21 protein-coding genes are annotated in these 24,496 nt (G+C 48.8%); 4 read left to right on the top strand and 17 right to left on the bottom strand.

From position 1 onward, the window contains the following. Nucleotide 1: 1 nt before the first annotated feature. The gene (locus tag ACYVGO_RS02520) at nucleotides 2-2,089 is read right to left on the bottom strand and encodes a DUF7657 domain-containing protein (protein WP_460967335.1); all 2,088 of its coding nucleotides are present in this window, start codon (nucleotides 2,087-2,089) and stop codon (nucleotides 2-4) included. A 126-nt stretch (nucleotides 2,090-2,215) separates the two neighbouring features. Between ACYVGO_RS02520 and ACYVGO_RS02515 the strand changes: the two genes are divergently transcribed. Together ACYVGO_RS02515 and ACYVGO_RS02510 are read left to right on the top strand one after the other, a co-directional pair. Beyond that, the gene (locus ACYVGO_RS02515) at nucleotides 2,216-3,217 is read left to right on the top strand and encodes a lysylphosphatidylglycerol synthase transmembrane domain-containing protein (RefSeq protein ID WP_460967333.1); all 1,002 of its coding nucleotides are present in this window, start codon (nucleotides 2,216-2,218) and stop codon (nucleotides 3,215-3,217) included. A gap of 77 nt (nucleotides 3,218-3,294) precedes the next feature. Continuing rightward, nucleotides 3,295-4,890, top strand: coding sequence for a M28 family peptidase (locus ACYVGO_RS02510; protein WP_460967332.1), 1,596 nt, complete (start codon nucleotides 3,295-3,297; stop codon nucleotides 4,888-4,890). An 87-nt stretch (nucleotides 4,891-4,977) separates the two neighbouring features. Here the strand turns inward: ACYVGO_RS02510 and ACYVGO_RS02505 are convergent, their stop codons facing one another. From ACYVGO_RS02505 to ACYVGO_RS02480, 6 genes are all read right to left on the bottom strand, one after another. After that, a complete protein-coding gene (locus ACYVGO_RS02505) occupies nucleotides 4,978-5,322 on the bottom strand; it encodes an AtuA-related protein (protein WP_460967330.1) in 345 nt (114 codons plus the stop codon). Beyond that, nucleotides 5,319-6,641, bottom strand: coding sequence for an acyclic terpene utilization AtuA family protein (locus ACYVGO_RS02500; protein ID WP_460967329.1), 1,323 nt, complete (start codon nucleotides 6,639-6,641; stop codon nucleotides 5,319-5,321). Before ACYVGO_RS02500 ends, ACYVGO_RS02505 begins: the two co-directional genes overlap by 4 nt. Next, entirely contained in the window at nucleotides 6,638-7,933 is a 1,296-nt protein-coding gene (locus ACYVGO_RS02495; RefSeq protein ID WP_460967327.1) for a CitMHS family transporter, read from the bottom strand. Before ACYVGO_RS02495 ends, ACYVGO_RS02500 begins: the two co-directional genes overlap by 4 nt. A 105-nt stretch (nucleotides 7,934-8,038) precedes the next feature. Beyond that, nucleotides 8,039-9,652: a carboxylesterase/lipase family protein gene (locus tag ACYVGO_RS02490; RefSeq protein ID WP_460967324.1), complete on the bottom strand. Its 1,614-nt coding sequence runs from the start codon at nucleotides 9,650-9,652 to the stop codon at nucleotides 8,039-8,041. 53 nt (nucleotides 9,653-9,705) lie between these two features. After that, nucleotides 9,706-10,587: an alpha/beta hydrolase gene (locus ACYVGO_RS02485; RefSeq protein ID WP_460967322.1), complete on the bottom strand. Its 882-nt coding sequence runs from the start codon at nucleotides 10,585-10,587 to the stop codon at nucleotides 9,706-9,708. A 5-nt stretch (nucleotides 10,588-10,592) separates the two neighbouring features. Further along, nucleotides 10,593-11,462, bottom strand: coding sequence for an alpha/beta hydrolase (locus ACYVGO_RS02480; RefSeq protein WP_460967321.1), 870 nt, complete (start codon nucleotides 11,460-11,462; stop codon nucleotides 10,593-10,595). A 177-nt stretch (nucleotides 11,463-11,639) separates the two neighbouring features. Here ACYVGO_RS02480 and ACYVGO_RS02475 point away from each other — a divergent pair, with 177 nt between their 5' ends. Continuing rightward, nucleotides 11,640-12,902, top strand: coding sequence for a hypothetical protein (locus ACYVGO_RS02475; RefSeq protein WP_460967319.1), 1,263 nt, complete (start codon nucleotides 11,640-11,642; stop codon nucleotides 12,900-12,902). 15 nt (nucleotides 12,903-12,917) lie between these two features. Here the strand turns inward: ACYVGO_RS02475 and pcaF are convergent, their stop codons facing one another. The 7 genes from pcaF to pcaH form a co-directional block, all read right to left on the bottom strand. Further along, nucleotides 12,918-14,126, bottom strand: a complete 1,209-nt coding sequence (gene pcaF, locus ACYVGO_RS02470) for a 3-oxoadipyl-CoA thiolase (protein WP_460967317.1) — start codon at nucleotides 14,124-14,126, stop codon at nucleotides 12,918-12,920. A gap of 78 nt (nucleotides 14,127-14,204) precedes the next feature. Next, nucleotides 14,205-15,560, bottom strand: a complete 1,356-nt coding sequence (locus ACYVGO_RS02465) for a 3-oxoacid CoA-transferase (protein WP_460967315.1) — start codon at nucleotides 15,558-15,560, stop codon at nucleotides 14,205-14,207. Beyond that, entirely contained in the window at nucleotides 15,557-16,774 is a 1,218-nt protein-coding gene (locus ACYVGO_RS02460) for a 4-hydroxybenzoate 3-monooxygenase (RefSeq protein ID WP_460967313.1), read from the bottom strand. The genes ACYVGO_RS02465 and ACYVGO_RS02460 overlap by 4 nt, the downstream gene beginning before the upstream one ends. Continuing rightward, nucleotides 16,771-17,892: a bifunctional 3-oxoadipate enol-lactonase/4-carboxymuconolactone decarboxylase PcaDC gene (gene pcaDC, locus ACYVGO_RS02455; RefSeq protein WP_460967311.1), complete on the bottom strand. Its 1,122-nt coding sequence runs from the start codon at nucleotides 17,890-17,892 to the stop codon at nucleotides 16,771-16,773. Before pcaDC ends, ACYVGO_RS02460 begins: the two co-directional genes overlap by 4 nt. Continuing rightward, nucleotides 17,876-19,195 carry a 3-carboxy-cis,cis-muconate cycloisomerase gene (pcaB, locus tag ACYVGO_RS02450; protein ID WP_460967309.1) on the bottom strand — a complete coding sequence of 440 codons (1,320 nt, stop codon included), beginning with the start codon at nucleotides 19,193-19,195 and terminating at the stop codon, nucleotides 17,876-17,878. The genes pcaDC and pcaB overlap by 17 nt, the downstream gene beginning before the upstream one ends. A 139-nt stretch (nucleotides 19,196-19,334) precedes the next feature. Continuing rightward, entirely contained in the window at nucleotides 19,335-19,853 is a 519-nt protein-coding gene (locus tag ACYVGO_RS02445; RefSeq protein WP_460967308.1) for a peptidase associated/transthyretin-like domain-containing protein, read from the bottom strand. A 154-nt stretch (nucleotides 19,854-20,007) separates the two neighbouring features. Beyond that, nucleotides 20,008-20,715, bottom strand: coding sequence for a protocatechuate 3,4-dioxygenase subunit beta (pcaH, locus tag ACYVGO_RS02440; RefSeq protein WP_460967306.1), 708 nt, complete (start codon nucleotides 20,713-20,715; stop codon nucleotides 20,008-20,010). 143 nt (nucleotides 20,716-20,858) lie between these two features. On the opposite strand from pcaH, the gene ACYVGO_RS02435 reads away from it, so the two are divergent. Then, nucleotides 20,859-21,740 carry a helix-turn-helix domain-containing protein gene (locus ACYVGO_RS02435; RefSeq protein ID WP_460967304.1) on the top strand — a complete coding sequence of 294 codons (882 nt, stop codon included), beginning with the start codon at nucleotides 20,859-20,861 and terminating at the stop codon, nucleotides 21,738-21,740. Nucleotides 21,741-21,780: 40 nt separating this feature from the next. On the opposite strand, the gene madM is transcribed toward ACYVGO_RS02435, so the two are convergent. From madM to ACYVGO_RS02420, 3 genes are all read right to left on the bottom strand, one after another. Then, nucleotides 21,781-22,542 carry a malonate transporter subunit MadM gene (gene madM, locus ACYVGO_RS02430; protein ID WP_460967302.1) on the bottom strand — a complete coding sequence of 254 codons (762 nt, stop codon included), beginning with the start codon at nucleotides 22,540-22,542 and terminating at the stop codon, nucleotides 21,781-21,783. Further along, complete coding sequence (gene madL / locus ACYVGO_RS02425; RefSeq protein ID WP_142770256.1) at nucleotides 22,517-22,912, bottom strand: malonate transporter subunit MadL; 396 nt, start codon at nucleotides 22,910-22,912, stop codon at nucleotides 22,517-22,519. Before madL ends, madM begins: the two co-directional genes overlap by 26 nt. Nucleotides 22,913-23,008: 96 nt before the next feature. Next, on the bottom strand, nucleotides 23,009-24,490 hold the full coding sequence (locus ACYVGO_RS02420; RefSeq protein ID WP_460967300.1) for an acyl-CoA synthetase: 1,482 nt from the start codon (nucleotides 24,488-24,490) through the stop codon (nucleotides 23,009-23,011). Nucleotides 24,491-24,496 lie beyond the last annotated feature (6 nt).

Raw genomic sequence — 24,496 nt, 5'->3', positions numbered from 1 at the left:
CTTATGGATTTGCCTGATAAATCGTTAATGACCCGAGCGTAGCAACCGATTTCATGCACCGGATTTCAACTGGTTGTGGCTGATGGTCGAATACCTGATATTTCACATTCAACTGTTTCATCCGTGGCGAACAGGGGTCCATTGCAATAACATACCCATCTTCAAATTGATTGACGAGAATCACGGAATCTCGGCCATTTATGAAGCTCTGATTCGTAACGTGTGCATATCGGTTATAGGCCGAATCGCGCTCCATTTGCGGGTCAAGAACCTTAAAAATATGTTTCCGATCCGGTAGGTATTTCACACCTGTGATTTGTTTTGCCCCAGTTGCCGTAACCATATACGTAATAAACTGATTACCATTAACCAGCCACCGGGCCTGTGGTTCCTGCTCGACCAATTGACGTACCGTTTTATAAAACGCATTTTCGGTAATCGGACTCATACCTCTTGACAGCGGATTTGCTTTCAGGTTGGGCAACAGAAACAGGAGTAAGCCTGAGCAGAAAATAGCAACTCGATATCGGACTGGAATGGTAAAGAGTAACAGGGCATTCATCAGCGAAAAAAATATGACTGGCATCAACGTCTGATACGGTTTAATTAATCCATCTGTATCGTTCACATTGACATAAGCTGTATATCCTACAAAGCCAACAATGCCAGCAATAGCCACTGCATTTACCCAGGCAGGTACCCGTTGAGGTAAACTGATATTACTATCGCGAATGGCACTCAGGTACAGAAACAAAAGTAAAATATTCCCCACACCCATGGGAATCTGCGCCCGGCGGGTGGGTACCATACTCATGAGACTAACCTTGGCCAGTCCTGCTGGGAAGCCGATTTCAACCCATATCCACATGAGCAGTACGAATACAGAAACAGCGGCCAGTAACCAGTCCACTTTACGTTTCAGAATACAAAGGGCAACTGACAATGGAACAATAACTGGTGCAAAATTGAGATAATGTGATAGCTCACAGATATTAAGCCAGGTTTTTGGAAATTTTTGATCATCAAAAAACCAGCTATAATATTCAGAAAACGCATTGCCAATAAAACCTGTGCCCCCAGTTTCACTACGCTGACCTGGGTAAACTGTACTTGCCACAGCCTTAAGGGTTTCCTGAGCGTCGGCATAAAACAATGCCAGAACTAATCCAGCCAGCCCAACCGCTCCACCAAATAAACCTAGTTTGAGCCAAATGCCCTTGATTGGGAATAACGAACGTCTATTATTGATGATATATCCAACGAAAGCTAACCCGAACAGGTAGCCCATCGGAACTTGATAAGGAGGATATAAAATCAGCGCCAGTGAGCACGCCAACCATACCAACAGTAACGCATACAAAGCAGACCATAGCGGCTTTTGCTCATACAGTAAATAAGCGGCTACGACAAACGCTGCGCAACAATAACCAATAATACTGGAGGGGATAAATGACCAGCGTACTGTACCTGATGACAGGAATAAGGTTAAAACGCCTGCCAGCGAAAGCCAGTATTGATTTTGGCTGACTAATAGAAAGAATAGGAAACCACCTACCAGTAGCAAAAGTGGGTTTATATCATAAATCCAGGCATAAGCTCGTTCTGAGTCAAGCACCAGAAAACCCCAGTGCCCAGGCTTAAACAGCGTAATGGGATGGAGCGTAGGAAGCAGGATCAACGAAGAATTCAATCCACCAATGGCTTCATTCTCTTGGGCAAGTTGGTGGTGTACATTCGACAGAATCCAGGGAGCCGCCACCGCATAGTCATCCATCCGAATTTGCTTAGGTGTACCTGCAATTAGTCCGCGTGTTGGCGGAGAGCCGTCGGGTAAAAGTGTATTCCAGATAGGCAACGACACATAATGCCATTTGAATAGGACAAACAGCAAAAAAAGCCCTAAAAATGTCCCCAGCGTCCGTTTTACAGGTTTGTCAAATCGAATTAGCTCAAACGATGATTGGGTTTCAGGCAAATCTTCGACCTTGGAAGGGGCTGTCAATATTGGTTTAGTAAGTGGAGAACTCGCGGTCTTAACGGCTGGGCTGGCCCCTACTGACGTGGCGCGGCCTTTTTGTTTCTTCGACATGAGGACGTTTCTAGAAGAATTCTCGGATTAGGTTATCAGTACGATACGCGTAACCAAACTTACTAATACCGTGCCAGTTTGCCAACATTACGTATTTTCTTTCTGAAAATGCGGTAATTTGCCCGCATGAATAAAGCGTTACTAAGGCGAGCCTTACCAATTTTGCTGGCTTTTTTTCTCTTGTGGTATGTACTAAAAGGCGTACCATTTGCCGAAATAGGTCATCAATTTCAACTGGCTAATTATGGCTGGCTTTCGCTGGTAGGGTTACTTATCTGCCTGAGTTATGTGCTTAGAGCTGCTCGCTGGCAACTTACCTTACGAGTGATGGGCTATGAACCATCCCTATTCCGGTCTACTGTTGCGCTATTAGCCGGTACAGTAGCCAGTATGATTGTTCCGGGGGCAGGCGAATTGACACGATGTGGTACACTACAGCGGACAGATGACATTCCGATTTCGCAGGCGGCCGGATCGGTCGTTGCCGAGCGCATTATGGACTTGCTTATGCTCGCGTTAGTCCTATTGCTCACCGTTATGATTGAGTTTAGCCGTATGCAAAGCTACCTTGCTAAAGTAACGCTGGCTCTTCCGGGAGTCTACGTTCTAACTGGGGTAGGCCTATTGGTTTTGCTTGTTTTTGTTGGCGTCTGGCAACTACTTATCCATCCAACGCTTCGGGAGCACCCGCTTATTGTACGCATGACAGATGTAATTAAAGGATTCCGTAAGGGTTTCATGGCCATCCGGAAGCTATCAAAACCTGGCTTGTTTATTACTCTGACTCTCCTTATTCAAACACTGAGTTGGCTGGTTACGTATGTATTATTATTAAGCACTTCCGATACAGCGAATCTGCAACTTACTGCTGCTTTAACGATTTTAGCAGTCAGCTCTCTAGGAGGGCTGGCTGTACCCACTCAGGGCGGCATTGGAACGTATCACTTTCTGGTGAGCCGGGCTTTAGTACTGTATGGTATGACGCTCACCGAAGGCGTCATTGTAGCTACCTTTCTGCACGCCGTTCAAACTGGCTTCGCCTTATTGCTCAGCAGCCTGAGCTTTTTGATTATTCCTCTCTTGATCACAAATCGACAGAAAAAGCAGGAATCGAATTTAGTAAAGTAATTTTTCGGAAATTAGTAGTCCCGTTCTACATAGGGCTTTCGCTATTTCATCTAAAATTCCCAATCAAAACCTGATTAATGACTTCTCAACAACTACTACTGGCCGCCGGGCTAATCAGCCTGCCTTTCGCCAGTATCGCTCAGGAAAAGTTTGCCAATACTATTACGGCAGCTGACCTTGAAAAACACCTTCGTGTTCTGGCTGCCGATGATATGGAGGGCCGGGAAACCGGAACCCGTGGCCAGCGCAAAGCAGCGGATTATATCGCCAGTCAGTTTACGGCAGAAGGGCTCAAACCCATTGTTAAGGAAACGGATGGCAAGCTGGGTTACTTACAGCCCTATACGCTTTACAAAAAGAATTGGGGTGATTTTTATGTGAGTGCGGGCGGCAAACGGTTTGAACCGCAGAAGGATTTCATGCCGAACGGCCTTTTATACCTGCCTACAGAAACAAGCTACGAGACCGTATTTGTTGGCTATGGCATCAGTGACACGAACTACGACGATTATGCAGGGCGCGACGTAAAAGGAAAAGCCCTTGTAATGCTGGATGATGAGCCTAAAGCCGCTAATGGGACAAAACTGGTGAGCGGCAGCAGCGAAGCCTCTAAATGGGGAGGCCCAAATGGCTGGCGGGCAAAGAGCTTGGCAGCAAAGGATAAGGGAGCTGCTCAGGTGTTTATTGTTTCAGCGGAATCGGCCGAAGCGTTTAAACAGTTGCTCACCCAACGTAGCGCCATGCAAGCCCGGTTCAATCGATTGAGTCTGAAGCCCGGTGCTGAAAATGTAGGTTCAGCGGGTGTATTTCTGATTACAGCAGATATGGCTGCGGCCTTACTGAATACCTCCACCGCCACGCTAGGACAAACAACCTCTCAACTTGCTCAATCGGCGAAGCCCATTGCCTCATCACTAACTGGCAACGTAGCGGTTAAAGCTGATCGGGTTGATGAAAAAACGGAGTCTTCGAACGTATTGGGCTTTATTGAAGGAACCGACAAAAAAGACGAAGTACTGGTTGTTTCCTCGCACTACGACCATATCGGTATCAGCGCCGATGGCCAGATTAATAACGGAGCCAACGACGATGGATCAGGTACGGTATCAGTGCTGGAAATTGCACAGGCATTCGCCAAAGCCAAGGCGGCTGGTAAAGGGCCCCGCCGATCTATTTTATTCCTGACCGTATCGGGCGAAGAAAAAGGTCTGCTAGGTTCGCAGTATTACGCGGATATGAGTCCGGTGATTCCCCTTGAAAAAACCGTCGCTGATCTAAATATCGACATGGTGGGTCGGGTCGATGATCTGCATCTGGGCAAATCGGATAACTATATCTACGTGATCGGTTCCGACAAACTTTCATCGGAACTGCACAAAATCAGTGAGGAGACGAATAAAAAGTACATCAATATGGAGCTGGATTATAAGTATAACGATCCAAAAGATTCTCAGCGAATCTACTACCGCTCCGATCATTATAACTTCGCCAAGCATCAGATCCCCATTATCTTTTATTTCAACGGTCTGCATCCCGATTATCACAAACCAACAGATGACATCGAGAAAATCGACTTCAAACTGGCCGAAAAATCAGCCCGGCTCGTCTTCTACACCGCCTGGGACATTGCCAATCGCGACCAGCGCCTAGTGGTCGATAGTAATAAGCAGTAGTGAGGAATAAAATGAATAATGAACAATGGATAATGGATAATCCACTGGCTACTATCGCCCTACCAATTATTCATTTTACATTATTCATTATCCATTACCCATTTCCTCTTGTCCATTAACTTCAGTTTCTACCCACATCTCCAGCAAGGCGTAACTCAGGCTTTTTCCATGCGTATCCATGGTTAACGAGGTTGTCACACCGCCTGTTAGTGCTTGCTGGCATACGAATTGAAGAGCAGGCAGATTGGGTAGCTCGTACCGAGTTATCTCTCCTGCAACAATAGCTTGTAAATGGTGCCTGACAGCCTCAGCAGTTACCCTAGCGCATACTAACGGATAATCTTCGGCACTATAGGGAATGAGCGATAAGGTCAATGTATTGCCCTTATCCCCCGCCCGACTATGGGCAATATCATATAGCTTTATTCTCATGATTGGAGGACGCTGATACTGGGTGTTAGTTTTGTTCGATCCATCAGTGTCGATACAATACCGACAACTTCATGAACGTATTTGCGAGCCCCGCCACCACCGGCTGGCCCATTAGTGTAAAGCGCTTCGACCTCCTCGCCTACCAAAGCCGCTTGTTGTGCTGTTGAAGCTTTCCCTGCCACGCGAAGTCGAATTTCATAGGGGTCTGGGTACTGCCCAAAGCTGGTTCGATGCACCGAAGTGCTGCCGATATAGTCAACTCGCAAATCGGGAAAGCGATCTTGTAAGCGTTCCTGAATGATTGAGCCAGCCAATTGTGCCCGGCCCAACGCATTTGAGCCCGCATAGGAAATTTCGCCTTCGCCGATAAATCCCGCTTCGTAGCCCACGCTTACTTTTAACGTATCGGGGCGGGTCTGACCGCGCCCGCCTGTGGCTCTAACCTGATTCAGGCCTGTTTCTGCTAAACGTACCTGCGTGAAATCGGCGACAACATCGGGCGTGATGTACCAGCCTGGGTCCATGACTTCATACAACAGCTGTTCTTTTGCGGTGGCAACAGTCAGGCTTCCACCTGTACCGGCTACTTTACCAAAAATAGCCGTTCCATCTGGCGACACATCGGCAAACGGATGACCCAGATGCGCCATGTCGGGCACGTCTTTTCGGCCGGGATCGACAAAATACCCTCCTGTGAGTTGACCCGCACACTCCAGTAAATGACCAATAACTGTCCCTTGGCCAAGCTGATTCGCATCCTCCAGCGACCAGCCAAATTCGTGTACCATTGGGGTTACAAATAGCGACGGGTCGGCAACACGGCCGGTAATGATAATATCGGCATTAGTTTCCAACGCGGGTAAAATAGCATCGGCACCCAGGTACGCATTGGCCGACACAAGTGTACCGGATTCCTTCAGCGATTTGCCCGTTTCTAACGCCAGTTCATCATCCGAAAGTAGACTGAACACGTCATCTCCCGTAACGGCCGCTACGGTAACGGATAGATTTAGTCGCCGAGCGATTTCAACAATTTTTTCAGCGGCTGCCAGTGGGTTGGCCGCACCCATATTGGTAATCAGACGAACCTTCTTTTCCAGTAAATGAGGCAACAGACTTTCTATTCGGCGCTCTAGCAACGGGTCATAACCAAGCGCAGAATCCTGGCGTTTCCGTTTCTGGGCCAGCGCTATCGTTCGCTCGGCCAGGCATTCTAGCACGAGATAATCCAACTGGCCTTGCTGAACCAGAATGAGGGCGGGTTCGAGCCGGTCTCCGGAAAAGCCAGCCCCACAGCCGATGCGAATTCGGTTTTTCATAGATGAATAGAACCGGTTAACAGAGCCGCCAACGTCATGACCAACGTAGTGCCAAACGCCCATTTAAGAATAAATTTCTGATGATCGCCTAAATCGACCTCGGCCAGGCCAACCAGCAAAAAGGTTGAGGCTGTCAGCGGACTAACCGGAAAGCCAACCGTCATTTGCCCCAACAAAGCCGCTCGCCCAATTTCCAGCGGATCGATACCGAACTGCGTGGCCGTCTGACTCAAAATAGGGACTACTCCGAAATAATAGGCATCAGGCGTAAAGAGCAGACTGGCTGGCATACTGGTAATGGCCGTGAGCGTTGGCAACAAGGCCGCATGTTGTTGAGGGATCAGTGAAACAACTGAAGTTGCCATGGCGTCGATCATTTTAGAACCCGTTAGAATCCCCGAAAAAACGCCCGCGGCAAAGATCATGCTCGATACCATGAAGATATTGTTACCATGACTTCGCACTACTTTTTGCTGATCCGCGAGTTTAGGATAGTTAATCAACAAGGCAACCACAGCGGCTACAATAAACAGGGCGGGTGCGGGTACCCAACCCTTCATCAACGTAGTAATGAGCCCTATAGTCAATAACGCATTGATCCAGAACAATTTGGGTCGGCGAAATTGTCGCTGTTCTTCGGTCAGGCTTTCGTGATGAACATAGCGCAACTCACTAACACCAAGTCGTTTCCGCTCCTTCAGACCAAACCAGTACGCGACAAATAATACCCAGCAAATACCGGCTAGTATCGCCGGAATATTTGGATTGAAGAGTTGTGTTGCATCTGTTTTTAAGGTCGAAATAGCCCGTGCCGACGTCCCCGACCAGGGGACCAGGTGCATCGGGCCAACGCTAAGGGCTACAATGCCTGGCAGAATCAGGCGATTGATACCCAACAGTTTGTAAATCGGTAGGAACGCCGACATCACGATCATGAACGTTGCCGTGCCATCTCCGTCTAGGTGGACAATCATGGTCAGAATGGCCGTACCAATAATCACTTTTAGCGGATCACCTTTTACGTAGCGGATGATGGCGGTACTAATGGGATCGAACAGCCCCGCATCGAGCATCGTCGCGAAATACAGCACGGCAAACATCAACAGGATACCCGTTGGGGCAACCTGCTTGATGCCTGCCAGAATCATCTCTCCCAGTTCTTTGGGATTAAATCCTGCCAGGAACCCAAAAACCAGCGGCACCAGCACCAGAGCCGTAATGACCGACAAACGCTTGGTAATGATCAGGGCGAGAAAAACGCCAATGGTGGCAAAGCCAAGTAGAGAAAGCATGGTCAGATAAGTGAGTGAGATTATTTTCTGACAGGATTAACGGGATAAGGCAGGATTTCAGAATTGAAAAAATCCTGCCTTATCCCGTTAATCCTGTCAGAAAAATTACATCGACTTGCCAGCAGCGATCTCCAATAACTCCTTATCGGGGTTATTCTTTACCTGATTGGTATTGTCGAAAATCATCGTAGCACCACTCTCAGCATTGTATTGAGGCCAGGTTGGCAGACCTTTGTGGTTCGGGTTGCCGGTTCGGGCGAAGGCAATCCACGCCCGACTCATTTTATCGGCCAGCGTCTGAGCATCTTTACCACCACCTGTCATTTCTTCACAACGACTGATGTTGTCGAATACGAACGGAATTTCCATGCAGTGCATCGCTTTATAAGCGCCATCCAATACCGGCGACTGCCAGGTAAAGAGGTACATATAAACCGGAGCCGCGCCCGGAATAGCTTTCGCATTGGCCTGCCGAACGGTGAGCGGGCGGAAGTTGAAGTCGATATCGATGTAATCGGATGGCTTCACCGTTTCGGGGTAGGCTTTCTTCACCGCTGCCAGATACGCGTCTGTTTTATCGCCGTATTTTTTCTGTAGGTTAGCCTTGGCTCCTTCCATCGTGATATCGCGGGTAGCCGGATTGAAAGGCGTAAACTCGTTTTTCGTCGAACCAACCAGCAGCGGAATATCTTTCGAAAGTGCCATCGCAGCCGGGTCTGTCGTTTGGTAAGGCAGGAAATTCCCATCATGAATGGGGCCCCAACCTAATCCAAAAGCGGGGCGACCTTCGGCTTTCATCCCATCCGACACTTTCCGTAGAGCTTTTTTACCAGCCGCATTCAACCGTTCGTATGAAATTTTTTGGAGTGAATCGACCTGATTCGGCTGTAAGTTCAATTCTTCGAGCAGCGCAGCACTTACTTTTTTCATCACATCACTTTCCGTGAAACTGGTAATGTAGCTACCACTCTGTACGATGGCCTTATGAAAGAGCCCCTTCGCCGAAGGGGCGTTCATCAGGCAGGTTACTTTACCACCCCCACCCGACTGACCGAAGATGGTTACGTTGTTCGGATCACCACCAAACTGGTCGATGTTCTGCTTTACCCACTGCAAAGCCGACACTAGATCCATCAGACCCGCATTCGCCGAATTTTTGTACTTCTCGCCATAGCCCGACAAATCCAGAAAGCCCAGAATGTTCAGGCGATGGTTGACCGTCACGACCACCACATCACCCTTTTTCGTCAGGTTTTCCCCATCGTACGAAGGCAACTCAACCGACGAACCCGCGGTAAAGCCGCCACCATGCAGCCAAACCATGACTGGGCGCTTTTTCGCTTTGCTGATTTCGGGAGTCCAAACGTTCAGACTCAGGCAGTTTTCGTTGGTATAGCCCCAGTCGTGGTGAAACGGAAACTCAATTTCGTCGTATGTAGTCGTAGTTACGTCCATCGGACAAACGGGTCCGTAGGTCATAGAAGAGCGCACTCCTGTCCATGAATCAGGTTTCGAAGAGGCCATAAAGCGTTCGGCTTTGGCGTACGGAATGCCTTTGAAGGTGAACGTACCATTGTGAATATAGCCTCGAACGCTGCCCGATTCGGTGGGCACGGTAGCGATGCCTTTGCCCGCTATGATGGGATCTTTGGCTTGCCCAATAGACAGCAGAGGCAACGCAAGGATAAGCAGGGATACCAGGATTGGTTTGATTTTCATGGAGTTTTTAGGTTGGTAATTCGGGTTATACAAATTGAGAGTTGATTTTTGCGTTAAAGAACCATCACGCCATTTTCGGTCAGAATCTTGCTAAAAAACAGCAGTTGGTAAGGCAGGGCATTTCCCCAGTAGTCCCAGGTATGGGCTCCGGGCCGCTCGGTATAGTCGTGGGGTGTTTTGTTTTCCATCAACTGACGGTGTAACTCGCGATTGCCGTTGATCAGAAAATCATCCACCCCGATGTCGAAAATCAAAGGCAGGTTATTCTTCTTGAGCTGATCGGCCAGCGTGACCATTGTATAGCCTGGATAAGGCGTGTCGCCTTCTTTGGGTGGCCCTAATAGCTTGGCAAAGTTTTCAGACCGGGATTTGGCAAAATCGGCGGGTACCTTCCAGCTGGCGGTGTTAATATCCATAACGCCACTCATACTGCCTGCGGCTGCGTACAGGTCTGGATGACGACTTGAGATAAACATAGCCCCGTGCCCCCCCATCGACAAACCCGCAATGATGCGCCCTTTCCGCTCGCGAACCGTGCGGTAGGTATTGTCAATTTTGTCGATTAACTCCTTGGAAATAAACGTTTCGAACTGGCTGCTTTTAACGAGTGGACTATCGAAGTAATAACTGGTAGGGTCACCATCGGGTGTTACGATGATGATGTTATACTGGTCGGCCAGTCGGTGCAGTAGTGTTTTATCGGGTGTTTTGGTCAGCCAATCCCGGAAACTGCCTGTTCCGCCATGGAGCAGATACAATACCGGAAATGGTTGCTTCGATTTCTTGTAGCGCGCTGGCAGAACCACAGCTGCCCGAAGCGTCCGATTCATACTGGCACTCGTTATATCCAGCGTATCTACTTTGGCGGCAAACAAGGGGAATGTTAGCAGGCAACCTATAAAAAAGAGCAGGATTTGGGTCGATAGTCTACGCATTGGCTTTATTGAACAGCAGTTCCGTTCGCTTTCAGAACATGGTTGAAGAATAAGACATGATTGGGGAGCGAGTTTTGCCAGTAGTCCCAGCTGTGCCCGCCAGGCCGTTCGCTGTAATCGTGGGGTGTTTGGTTGAACACCAGCCGACGGTGAAGCTCCCGGTTAGGTTCAATCAGAAAGTCATCGACGCCACAGTCAAAAATCAGCTTCAATCCATTGGCCTTCATTTTATCGACCATATTAATCACCGAATAAGGTGCGTAACTCTCTGGCGAAAATGGCCCTAAAATCTTTTCAAATTCGCCTTTAATGCCTTTCTCCATCTCAGGCAGCAGTTTCCAGCTAGTCATATCCAGATTAAGCGCGCCACTCATACTGCCAGCCGCGCCATACAGATCGGGGTGACGCGTGGCCAGGTATAAGGCTCCATAGCCCCCCATTGAAAGACCTGTAATGACCCGCCCTTTGTTCGTTCGAACGGTGCGGTAGGTCTTATCAATTTTGTCAATGACTTCTTTCGTCAGGTAGGTTTCAAACTGGCTGTCTTTGATAACGGGGCTATCCAGATAATAGCTGAATATTTCGCCCTCTGGCATGGCAATGAGTAAATTATACTGATCGGCTAACCGCTGCAACAGGGTTTTATCGGGCAGTTTCGTTTCCCAGTCGTTGAAATGGCCAAAGCCGCCGTGCAACAGATACAATACAGGGTAATTCGCTTTCCCTTTAGCATATGATTCGGGGACAACGACTGCCGCCCGAAAATTCTTTTTCATAACGGCACTGGGCACATCGAGCGAATCTACTTTGGCGCTAAAGGCTAACACAGATATGAGTTGCAGACTAATACAAACAAGTAAACGAACAACAGGCATAGTATTGGATCGGCTAATAAGACCAAAGGTATACACACAAATCTTACTTATATCCTACTACGTCAATCATTCATTATATATAAATTCTCCCCTCCAATTTATGAATGAAGCCCTATCTTTAGGAAATTTTATTAAGGTTAATAAACTTCTATAAATAGCTCATAACAAGCAGTTTGCATGAAACTTAAGACGGGCAAGGAGGAGATTTCGTACTTACTTGAAAAAGTAATGGAAAAGTACCAGCTCGCTACGGGCCAACGAATCGTACGGAACACAAATCCAAAAAACTACGAAGAAGTGGCTAAAATGCTCAGCAACATTAGTAATGAGTTGCCACACACGGCCCAACAACTGGATCATGACTTGTATCCGCCAGATCCAAACCCTAAGCAGTTAGACTACCCTCACCGAAAGTATGATATTACAGGGGTTCAAATTAAAGATGCCTACAATCGGTTAGTGGCTCATCCACGTTCGTTTCTGACCGATGCCTGTTACATCTATCTGTACGGTATTGGTCGTAAAGGATTTGAGCAACATCCACAAGATACCCATCTCATTGAAGGAGCCGATACCAACGCATCAATAAGCTTACTGAAAGAAGAACAGGAAGCTCTTCGACAACAGTTAGCAACCTGCCAACAGGAGCTACAGGAGACGAAAAGTCAATTAAAAACGTCGTTCAATAAACAAACGAGAGCCTGGCTGGCTGGCCTTGTAACTCTGCTTGCCATTCTCGCATTTGTTGGTTTTCGCTGGTTTACCGAGCGAGCAGCGTGGAACACCATCCGGAAAGACCTGACGATTCTTCCTTACCAACCAACACAGGAAGAGATTGATAGTCTGTCGGGTATTTGGTTATACTATACGGGGGCTCCTCAGGCGAGGGGGAATGATCCTAATCGCTACCATCAGGTGGCCAATAATCTGGTGGAGATAACCTACAAAGACGGCTATTTTACCTTCTATCGACACGGTGCCAACATTGATCATATCGGCTATATTCAATTTGAAGCCCCATCGCTTGTCTCTATTTATTCCCGGGTAAAAAACGCTTCGGGAAACGTTGAATCCCCAATTCATGCCTTATTGCGATTGGACAAAGGCAAAGGTTATCTGACCAGTATTGCCACCACCTGGAGCTTTGATACGGGCGAAGGCAACGACATGATTGGTATCCGAAATGTGTTTATCAAGCAGGGCAAAGGTGGTTCACTCGAAGAAGTTACCAACACACGTGAAAACGCCAATTGCCATTGTAAGATCATGAAATGGACGCAATCGGCGAATCAGACCAAACTGTTTCAATTGAAGTACAAACTTCTGGATACGCTTGCTGATAAGTCCTTGAAAAATCTGATTGATGAAAACAGTATCCTCCTGCGAGAACCACAGGAGGGTCTTATTCTCACGCCAGCCCTGGTAAATAAGAAGGAATAATTCGTACCGAATGGCTTACACTCGTTCAATAATTACCGCATAGCCCATACCCACGCCTACACACATGGTGGCCAACCCGTAGCGCTTGTTTTGTTTCTGTAATTCCAGCGAGGCCGTTTGCACCAGACGTGTACCCGACATACCCAGTGGGTGCCCCAGTGCAATAGCTCCGCCATTTGGGTTGATACGTGGGTCGTTGTCGGCCAGGCCCAGGGCGCGCGTGCAGGCCAGTGACTGAGCGGCAAAGGCTTCGTTAAGTTCAATCACGTCGATGTCATTCAGGCTAAGGCCAGCTTTTTGGAGCGCTTTTTTTGTGGCCGGAACTGGGCCAATACCCATAACACGTGGCTCAACACCCGCAACCGCCGAGACTACGATTCGCGCTTTGGGGGTAAGGCCGTACTGGTTTACAGCCACTTCGGACGCAATGAACATAGCGGCAGCTCCGTCGTTTAAGCCAGCGGCATTACCAGCCGTCACGGTTCCACCTTCTTTTTTGAAAGCGGGTTTCAGTTTCGTCAGAACGTCCAGGCTGGTTTGTGGTTTTACAAATTCATCGGTATTGAAAATGGTCACAGGACCTTTCTTTGCCAGAAGTTCAACCCCCATGATTTCTTCGGCCAACCGCCCTGACTGCTGGGCTCGAGCGGCTTTTTGCTGGGAATTATAGGCAAATAAATCCTGATCGTCCCGGCTGATAGCATAGAGCTCAGCCAGATTTTCGGCGGTTATACCCATTGCATCCGTACCATATAGAGCGTGCATCTTGGGATTAACAAACCGCCAGCCAAAGCTGGAGTCGAACATTTGGGCATCATTGCCGAACGGCTTCGACGTTTTGGAGATTACCCACGGGCCACGGGTCATGTGTTCCATTCCTCCGGCAATAAATAGATCTCCATCGCCAGCTTTGATGGCCCGGTTGGCGTGGATAACCGCCGACATACCTGATGAGCACAGCCGGTTAACCGTCTCACCGGGAACAGAATACGGCAATCCAGCCAGAAGCAACGCCATGCGCGCTACATTGCGGTTGTCTTCTCCAGCCTGATTATGGCAACCCAGAATTACATCGTCAATGGCATCGGGCGGAATAGTTGGGTTACGACTAAGCAGTTCTTTTATCGGCAAGGCCGCCAAATCGTCGGCTCGGATGGACGATAGACTTCCTCCGAAACTGCCAATGGGCGTACGGATGGCGTCGATGATGAATGAGTCAATCATAAATTAATGAGTGAAAGAGTTAATGAGTGAAATCGGACCGCCGAAGCGGAGCGGAGGAGTGAGTAGCGAATCGCTCTGTCACTCTTTTACTCTTTCGCTCATTAGAAATCGCGCACTTGTTTTGGCTTGTACCTCTTCCAATGTAGCACCGGGCATGAGTTCGAGGAGCGTGAGCTTACCGTCGGGATAGGCGAAGACGGCCAGATCGGTAATCACCATATCGACAACACCGGTGGCCGTTAGGGGCAGCGTGCATTCCGGCACAATCTTGGACGATCCATCCGGGTTTATATGAGTCATCGTAATAATCAGCCGTTTAGCGCCCTTCGCTAGATCCATTGCGCCCCCTACCCCAAGCAACGGTTTGCCAGGAACGGCCCAGTTGGCCAGATTGGCCGTTTCGTCCACTTCCAGACCACCCATAATGGCGACATCAACATGGCCGCCCCGAATCATGGCAAATGAATCGGCACTATCGAAATAGCTACTGCCTTTGAGGGCTGTCACTGGAATTTTCCCCGCATTAACAGGGTAATCCATCGCTCCACCACCATCCGCTGGCACAGGCCCTACGCCCAACATTCCATTTTCGGTATGCAGAATAATACCTTGCTCATCGGTGATCAAATCGGCAACGAGCGTCGGGATACCGATGCCTAAGTTGACCACATCCCCTTTCTTTAGCTCGGCAAGTGCCCGTCGCGCCATGTTCATACGTCGGTCGTCCACTTTTTTGGACGACGAGACCGATGCCGAAATGCCTAAATCATCCAGCGTTAGGGTGGCCTGAACAAGGTAATCGACAAAACAACCGGGCGTATGCACGTACTCGGGAGCAATTGACCCTACAGGCACAATTTCTTCGACTTCGGCAATGACCAGATCAGCGGCCGTAGCCATCGCTTTGTTAAAATTATTTTCGGTCATGCGGTATTGCAGGTTGCCCGCTGTATCGGCCCGCCAGGCGCGAATAAACGCCACGTTCCCCCGAATCCCCTTAATAAATACCTGCTCTACGCCATCAATGATTTTCGTTTCACGACCTTGGGCAAGTGGCGTTCCAGCAGAGGTTGGCGTGTAAAAGCCGCCGATACCCGCCCCGCCCGCCCGGATAGCTTCGGCCAGTGTTCCCTGCGGAAGGAGTTCGTACTCCACCTGCCCGCTTTGGGCCGCTTTTACAGCATCGGGGTTGGACGTAAAAAACGAGCCGATCAGTTTTTTGAGCTGGCCGTTCCGGAGCAGCCGCCCGCCACCTAAACCGGTTTCGCCTGTGTTATTGCCGATGAACGTCAGGTTCTTCGTACCGATTTCGGCCAGAGCGTGCATGAGGTGAACGGGGTTGCCTGTCATCCCAAACCCGCCCTGCAAAAGCGTATCGCCTTCGTTAACCAGTTTAGCAGCTGTATGTACGTCGAGAATAGGTACGGTTTTCATACGTGAAAATTTACGGATTGTTGAGCTTCACTAGCGCGTTTAGCGGACAGACCTACGTAGTTCTCGGCGACTACGGTCGAGGCCATCTGGCTGGTGATTAATTGATTGAATCGGGAGGCCTGCAATTGAGCCTCAAATGGAGTCTTGTTCGGATTGTGGTGTAAAAGCTCGGTCATGAAGTTGGAAAACTCCTGCACCCGCCAAACGCGACGCATACAGCAAGCCGTATAATTAGCCAATTTAGAGGAGCTTCCGTTCTGATACCAGTCCATAAGCGCATGGAATAATTGCCCTGTATCGGCCACGGCCATGTTCAGTCCTTTTGCGCCCGTTGGCGGTACAATATGCGCCGAATCACCGGCCAGAAATAGCCGACCGTATTGCATGGGTTCGCTCACAAAGCTACGCATGGGGGTAATGGTTTTCTCCAGAATTGGGCCTTCCATTAACGTCCAGCCCACTGTTCCGAGACGAAGTTGAAGTTCCGCCCAGATACGCTCGTCGGGCCAATCGGCCAATGTATCCGTCACATCGCATTGCACATACAGCCGGGAAATCTCCGGCGAACGCATGCTGTGAAGCGCAAACCCGCGCTCATGGTAGGCATAAATCAACTCGTGCGTCGATGGCGGAACCTTTGCCAGGATACCCAGCCAGCAATACGGATAGACGTTGTCATAGGCAGTTGTTAACGACTCGGGTATAGTCTGCCGGGAGATGCCGTGAAAACCATCACAACCCGCTACAAAATCACAGATAAGGGTATGGTTCTCTCCATTGTGGGTATATTGGATCATCGGCTCGTTTCCATCCAGCCCGTCAATAGATGTGGCTTCGGCCTCAAATAAAATGGGTTCCCCCGTATTCAATCTTAGTTGGATCAGGTCTTTAACCACTTCGGTCTGCGCGTAAATGGTTACCCGCGAGCCACCAGTCAACTTAGCCAGGTCAATACGGTGTCGTTGGCCGTTGTAACTAAGAATAACACCATCATGAACGAGTCCTTGCTGGTCGAGTCGATCGGTAGCCCCTGCCTGTCGGAGCAGGTCAACGGTGTTTTGTTCAAGTAGGCCCGCCCGCTGCCGACTTTCGACGCGTTCGCGCGACCTGTTTTCCAGCACAACCGAGCGAATCCCCTGCTGCTGTAGGAGTTGGGCTAACAGGAGCCCGGCGGGTCCGGCTCCAATAATGCCAACCTGTGTATAGTGGGTCATGGCTGTTGGTTAAGGATTTCGAGCGCCGAGTGAAAGGCTTCATTCGCGGCTGGCAACCCACAATACAGGGCCGATTGCATGATAACCTCTTTGATTTCCTCCTCGGTTACCCCATTATTCAGGGCAGCCCGAACATGCATCTGAAACTCGGCTTTTCGGTTCAATACAATCAGCATAGCCAGCGTAATCAGGCTTCGGTTGGGCTTGGAAAGTCCGGGGCGCGTCCAGATTTCGCCCCAGGCATAGGTTGTTATGAATTGCTGAAAATCAGCATTGAATTCGTTAATCTGGCTTGTAGCTTTATCGACGTGAACATCTCCTAACACCGTTCGGCGGACATGCATCCCTCGATCAACCGTTGATTCGCCCACAAAAAAATTAATGAGGAGTTGGGCGTATTGTTCGGGCAGTTCGGTACTGGCCAGATGCTTTGCGGACAGGACACGTAGGCGGGCATTCGGGATATTCGTAGCCAGAAACTCGGCCAGTTCTACGTTCGTCACCGGGTCGTCGTCACCCGCGATGACCAGCGTTTCAAGTTTCAGTTGATCCAGGGTTTCTCGGAAATCAGCATCACGGATGGCTACACAACAGGAAGCATACCCATCGAGTGGAGCCCGCAAAACCATTGCTTTCATGTCGGCTACACGTTGTGGGTTGCGGGCTCGAAAGTCGTTCGTAAACCAGCGGTCCATCATGTCATCCGCAATAGCCTGCATACCATGCTCAGTAATAGTGGCAATACGTCCGTTCCAGCGGTCGTCGTTTCCAATTTTAGCACCTGTATTGCTGACTACTAGTTTTTTTATGCGCTCTGGATGATTAATACCCAGCCATTGCCCAATGAGACCACCCATCGACAGGCCACAGAAATAAGCCTGATCAATGCTCAGCTTATCCAGTAAATCAACAACATCCTGTCCCAGCAGATCGATGGTGTAGGGCCCTGGCGTAACATCACTACTCCCATGCCCACGCGTATCGTACTGAAGTACTCGAAAGTAGGGCAGCAGATACGGCACTAATTCATCCCACATCATCAGTTCCGCCCCGAGCGAGTTGGAGAAAATCAGGACCGGACTATTGGGAGTTCCTTGCAATTTATAGTTGAGGGTCATAATGCGTTAAAATAGAGTCGATGATGTCGAGGCTTTGGCCAATGGCGTTTTCGGGTTTGAAAAGCTCATCCAAATCTGATAGATCAAGGTGTTGCTCAAGGAGTACGTCTTTGAGGTATTTCTTCTGCGATACGGCCAGCGAGCAGGCTTTTTCGACTAGTTCATGCGCCTGAGCTTTGCCAAGGTTAGGAGCCAGTGCCAGCGAAACAGTTTCGGCGTAAATCAGGCCGTTCGTGAGTTCGAGGTTTTGCCGCATCCGTTGTTCATCCACGTCCAGATTATTGAGCAATTCAAGACTGCGTTCTACGGTTCCTGCTGTTAGCTGCATAAGTTCCGTTTGCACCTCCCATTCCGAATGCCAGAGTCCGGCGGAGCGTTCGTGTTCCTGGGGCATAGCCGCGAGCAGAGTAGCTACCAGATTGGGAACCCGATTGGCATTGGCCAGAATTGCCGTAGAGGTTACAGGATTCCGTTTGTGGGGCATTGTACTCGACCCACCTTTGCCTTCGGCTTTACCTTCCAGTACTTCAGCGATTTCGGTCTGCATCAGCAGTGAAACATCTTTGGCGATTTTACCCAGGCTACCCGTTAAAATACCCAGTACAGAGGCAAACTCAGCCAGATTATCCCGCTGCGTATGCCAGGAAACAGAAGGTCTTAGCCCCAGTTGGGTCGCCAGATTCTCATGCACTTCTGCCGAAATCGACCTATTGCGGCTGCCAGCAGCACCAGCCAGTTGCAACACCAATACCCGTTTCTTTACATCGGCCAGTCGCTGCCGACTACGACCGATGCCCTCCAGCCACAGAGCCGTCTTCAGTCCAAACGTGATGGGTTTTGCCTGCTGCAACAACGTTCGGCCAATCATGACGGTTTGGCGGTACTGTTTCGTCAATCGAACCAGGCTGTTTTCCAACGCCGAGAGCTTACCGTCCAGCCAATCAATAAATTGTTTGATTGTCAGAACCGTTGCCGTATCGACTACATCCTGGCTGGTTGCACCCAGATGCACGAACTTAGCGGCTTCCTCATCGCGCTGGCGGACCAGCACGGTCAATTGTTTGACGAGTGGAATAGCAGCATTACCACTGAGCGAACTATCCCTTTTGAGCCGATCTACATCCAATAAATCTGCCTGACAGCAAGCTACTATCATTTCTGCCGATGCCACCGGAACAAGACCATTTTTTGCCTGCGCCTGCGCTAATGCCCCTTCAAACTGAAGCATGTGCGCGAGCGTAGCATCATCGGATAATAGCGATTGTCCGTCAGCACTATAAAATAGATAGGTGTATAGGCTCATGACTCAATAAGTAAATGGATAATGGATAATGGATAATGGATAATGGATAATGGACAATGTAAAATGAAAAACAGCCTGATAATCAAAGTATTTGCATTAAGCATTGTTCATTTCACATTGTCCATTTACTTAGTACAGCTTATACCTCGAAAAACACGGTTTCCTGCTCACCCTGCATGTAGATATTGAACTCATAGCCAGCCGCATTCTTTTGGGCAATGAGTGTATGGCGTCGTTCAGCAGGCACCGCATTCAATACGTCGTCTTTCTCGTTCAAGTCGGGTTCGTCGGAGAAATAGAGCCGAGTATATGAATGGATCAGTTGCCCACGCATGAATACGATCACGGATACATGGGGTGCCTGGCCGTCTGTCGGCTCAGGCTTGAGGGTATGAAAAACAAACCGATTTTTAGGGTCGGTACCCGTCCCGAATCGACCAAAACGCTTATTCTGCGCGTCCCAGATTTCGATCATGGCATCGGTTATAACTTGCCCCTGTCCATCAAATACATTTCCTGTAATGGTAATCGCGTCGGGTTGATCAAGTGGGCTTACCAATTGATTGTCGACCAGGCTTTTAAAGTTATATAGATATTGCTCCGGCGTCAGGCCGTAGGCAAAATAAGGGCCGACAGTTTGCGAAGGTGTTTGCAACATGATGGAACGCAGATTTTTATGATTCTAATGATCAAAAATGATTTTTCTTTTAAAAGCAATCACATAAAATTTATGTGTTGATAATCAGCCCCATATGTCATTTCAATTAGTTGTAAAATCATAAAACATCATAATGATCATAAAAATCTGCGGTCTATACCGTTTCAAATGGCGTTGAATTATGTCCTCTGAGAACAAAATCAAACCGATACCCTAAAGCAAAACTGGGTTCCGTAAGGCTCAAATCGAACTGGGACACCAATAGGTCGCGTCCTTTTAGCGGTACCGCCAGAAAAAGTGGATCATACTGTAACAGCGGGTCGCCGGGGAAATACATCTGGGTGACCAGACGCGTCGTAATATTCGGCCCGAACAGAGAAAAATGGATGTGATTAGGCCGCCAGGCATTGTAATGGTTGCCCCAGGGATACGCCCCCGGTTTGATTGTATAAAATCGATAATTGCCTTCCGCATCCGTCAATACACGACCTGTTCCCAGAAAATTAGGATCGAGCGGAGCGTCGTGCTGATCCACTTTATGCACGTAGCGGCCAGCCGCATTAGCCTGCCAGATCTCAATGAGCGTGTGCGGAATGGGCCGACCATTTTCGTCCATCACCTTGCCGTGAACCACGATTCGTTCACCCAGAGGTGCGCCGTTTATACACGCGTTTTTGGTTAAATCATGATCCAACGGCCCAACGTGCGTCTCGCCGAAAACCGGCCCAGAAAGCTCCGATAGTGATTGTTTGATAACCACCAACGGCCTGGAGGGAGCTCGTAACACCGTTGATTTATAGTCAGGTGCCAGATAGGGCGGTTGCACCTCCCGATCAAACTGATTGTAACTAAGATCGCTCATAATGAACGCGTTTCGGTTTAGGAAAATCTCTCTACAAAGCTATGAGCATGATTATAAACTATCTTGGATTAATAAAAATTTGACTTGTACAAATCAAACATTATACTCATTTTTAGCTTACTATTTATCCTTTTTAAACATAAATGCCTACCCGTTTAAAAAACTTCGAGGGCTTGTATGGCGACACCCAGCACCCATTTTTAGACAGCTTTCTTCATCATGAATTACTGGAGGTTCGAAGCCGATTGTATGATTGGGACATCAACGAACACCTGCACACTGATTTAATCCAGCTGTTCTTTTTTACATCGGGGAATGGGATACTGTTATCGGAACTACGGAGAGTTGCCCTAACTCCTCCCTGTGTGGTACTGATTCCGACGAATACCTTGCATGGATTTGCATTTCAATCGGATATGGTTGGTGAAGTGTTCACCATTGCCGAACAGGCGCTTGATGCTTTTTTCAAGTCAAAGCCCCACGTTTTTCTGGAATTGAATCAGCTTCGTCAGTACCCATTTGCAGGTCAGCCAGCTGTTTTTGATCAATTATATTGGTTAAAGAATCGGCTGGTTCAGGAGTTAAATGAAGATCATCTCGAAAAGAAAACACAACTGCAATTAGTACTTCAGATGCTATTGATCTGCTTATACCGAACGCAGCAGGAGTCGGAAATTCCATCACCTACTTCACCTAATCGGACGCTTCAGTATTTTAACGATTTTCAAAAGCTCATCCGGCAGTCGATTCATAAGTTAAAAACGATTCAGGAGTACGCCAGTTCATTGAACATTACGTCGGTTCACCTTAACCGGATTTGCCAGTCGGTTGTAAAAAAGTCGGCGCTGCAAATTGTCCACGATAATCTAACCAATGAAGCCAAGAAGTACCTGCTTAATACCACCTATTCCCTATCCGAAATTTCGTATGTACTGAATTTCAAAGACCCAGCCTATTTTTCGCGACTGTTCAAAAAACAAACGGGCTTGTCTCCGGGCCAGTTTCGTAAAATGGGGAAAACCTAGTGGTAGCATACCCCCTTATCTCTTTTGTGAGAAAGCCCTGCTATATGAAGAAAAATCGCATCAGCAGATACAGCACCGATGGACAAGCCAGGCAGCCAAGTCCGGTATAAAACGTAGCGGTCAGCGCACCGTAGGGTACTAATTTAGGGTCGGTAGCAGCCAAGCCAGCCGACACCCCACTGGTGGTTCCCATTAATCCGCCAAAAATCATGGCCGTATGTGGGTTATCAAGGCCAATGTATCGGGCCACCAGGGGTGTTCCAATCGTTACAAAAACTGCTTTTACAACGCCAGCAGCGATACTCAGCGCCATCACATCGGAACTTGCCCCAATAGCAGCGCCCGTTACGGGCCCAACGATGTAGGTACAGGCACCAGCCCCAATCGTAGTTAGGCTAACGGCATCGGTATATCCCCAGAGCAACGCTACTGCAACACCACCTATAAAAGAAAGAACAATGCCAAGAAACAGCGATAAGGCGCCCACCCAGCCTGTCTGTTTCATGACCACGAAGCTGGCTCCCATGGCTGTTGAGACAATGGCGAAATCGCGGAACATAGCCCCACCCATCAGCCCAAACCCCGAGAATATCTTTAGGTCAGCAATGCCTTTTTCACCTCCCGAATACTTACCGCCAATATAAGCCAGGATCAAGCCACTAACAATGGCAATGGCGGAAGCCGGGATTTTCTTGTTAGTGAGCCGATTGGAGATAATTGCCGAGCCATACATGATCAACGCAACGATCAGGAAGGCAACAATCAACCCATTTTTTTCAAGAAATCGGGTGATAATTTCCATGTTGGTCGGCGGATTTGGGTTTAGCTAATTTAGCAAGAAGGGGAATCATGGCGAGGCAAATCAAGACAGGAACAATACCGGCTACCAGAGCAATTACCCCGCTTGAAACGGCCACTTTTACGTTTTGAATCGCCGACATGGCTACCACAATGGGAATGTACATCTGGCTCCAGAACAGAATACCGTTGTCGGTGAGTTTGTCGGTGTAGCCCTTTTTAGTAAACCAGTCATTCAGGAAAATCAACAACAGCATCGCAAAACCAACTCCACCCACATTGGCCTCTACACCAATCAGCCTGCCAAGTAATTCGCCCGTCAACTGCCCGATTACGTAGCAGAAGGCCAGAATACCAACCCCGTAAATTATCATATAGGTACAAGTTTAGACATGCATAATGACTAATGGATAATGGATAATGGTTTGTCATGACCCATCACTCATTTTACTTTATCTATTGTATAGTAGTCATTTAAAAAGGGGTTTCAGATCATTCTTCGTGACTTTCCCCATGGCATTTCGGGGGAGTTCCTCAACGATCCGATACTGCCGGGGCACTTTATACGCAGGCATGCGTTCGCGAAGCCAGTTCGGTAAGGTATCTGCCGAAACCGTTTGATCGCTTAGGATAACGGCTACGGCTACCAACTCGCCCCATTCTTCGTTCGGAATACCGACAACACTACAATCGCTGATGGCAGGGTGGGTTCTGAGCACTTCTTCGATTTCGAGGGCTGAGATTTTATAACCACCCGATTTAATAATATCGATGGAATCGCGGCCCAGCATGCGGTAGTAGCCATCTTCTACCACAGCGATATCGCCTGTCCGGAACCAGCCATCGTCGGTAAATGCTTTTTGCGTGGCTTCGGGCCGATTCCAGTAGTCCAGAAAAACGGTGTCCCCTTTTATCTGAATCTCTCCGGGTTGACCGTCTTCGACGACCGCATTTTCCTCATCGACCAGCCGGACGCTGACACCGGGCAACGGCAGACCGATATAACCTACCCGCCGTTCACCTTCGTAAGGATTGCTGATGCCCATGCCAATTTCGGTCATCCCATAGCGTTCGAGCAGCGTATGTCCGCTAACGGTTTTCCATTTCTCCATCACCGAAACGGGCAATGCCGCCGAACCTGACACCATGAGCCGGAATCGGAACAGGGTGTCTGTTACTTGCTGTTGCCGCTCAATGGGAAGGCTTTCCCAGTAGGCGATGAGTTTGAAATAAATAGTCGGCACGGCCATGAACACATTGACCTGACCACGTTGGAACGTATCGAAAACTGCCTCGGCCGAGAAATTAGGCAGAAATTCGACGGTGGCTCCGGCCCATAGCGCACAGCAAATCACGTTGATGATACCATGCACATGATGCAGCGGCAGTACACACAAGATATGATCGCTGGATGACCATTGCCAGACATTCACCAGGGTTGAAATTTGCGCTTCAAGGTTGGCATGGGTGGTTACAACGCCCTTGGGCAGATTGGTCGTGCCACTGGTGTACAGAATCATTGCCCGGCGACTGGCATCCAACTCGGGTAGAGACTGGTCTATGACTGACTCTGTTTCATCGCCTGGCGTGATAAAGCGAAACCCTTTTTCTTCGGCTAAAGGTGCAAGGATATCCACATAGGCTTTATCAGCAATAACGATCTGAGCACCGGTATCTTCAATTACGTACCGCAACGATGGCAATGGATAGGACAACGCCAGTGGTACGGCCACTCCCCCCGCCCGCCAAATGCCCCACTGCACCCGCACGTAATCGAATCCCGGCGCTACCATAAAAGCTACACGAGCTTCGTTGAGGTCGGTGGCTCCGTTCAGCAGGCGTTCCGCAAAGGCCCTGGACGAATCAAGTAACTGCTGATAGGTATACGATTTGCCGTCTGATACAATGGCCGTTAAGTCAACGTTATGAATGGCGTTATGTACAAGTTGCATAGACTA

It is taken from the genome of Spirosoma migulaei (assembly GCF_054776855.1).
This window is presented reverse-complemented; position numbering and strand designations above follow the sequence as displayed.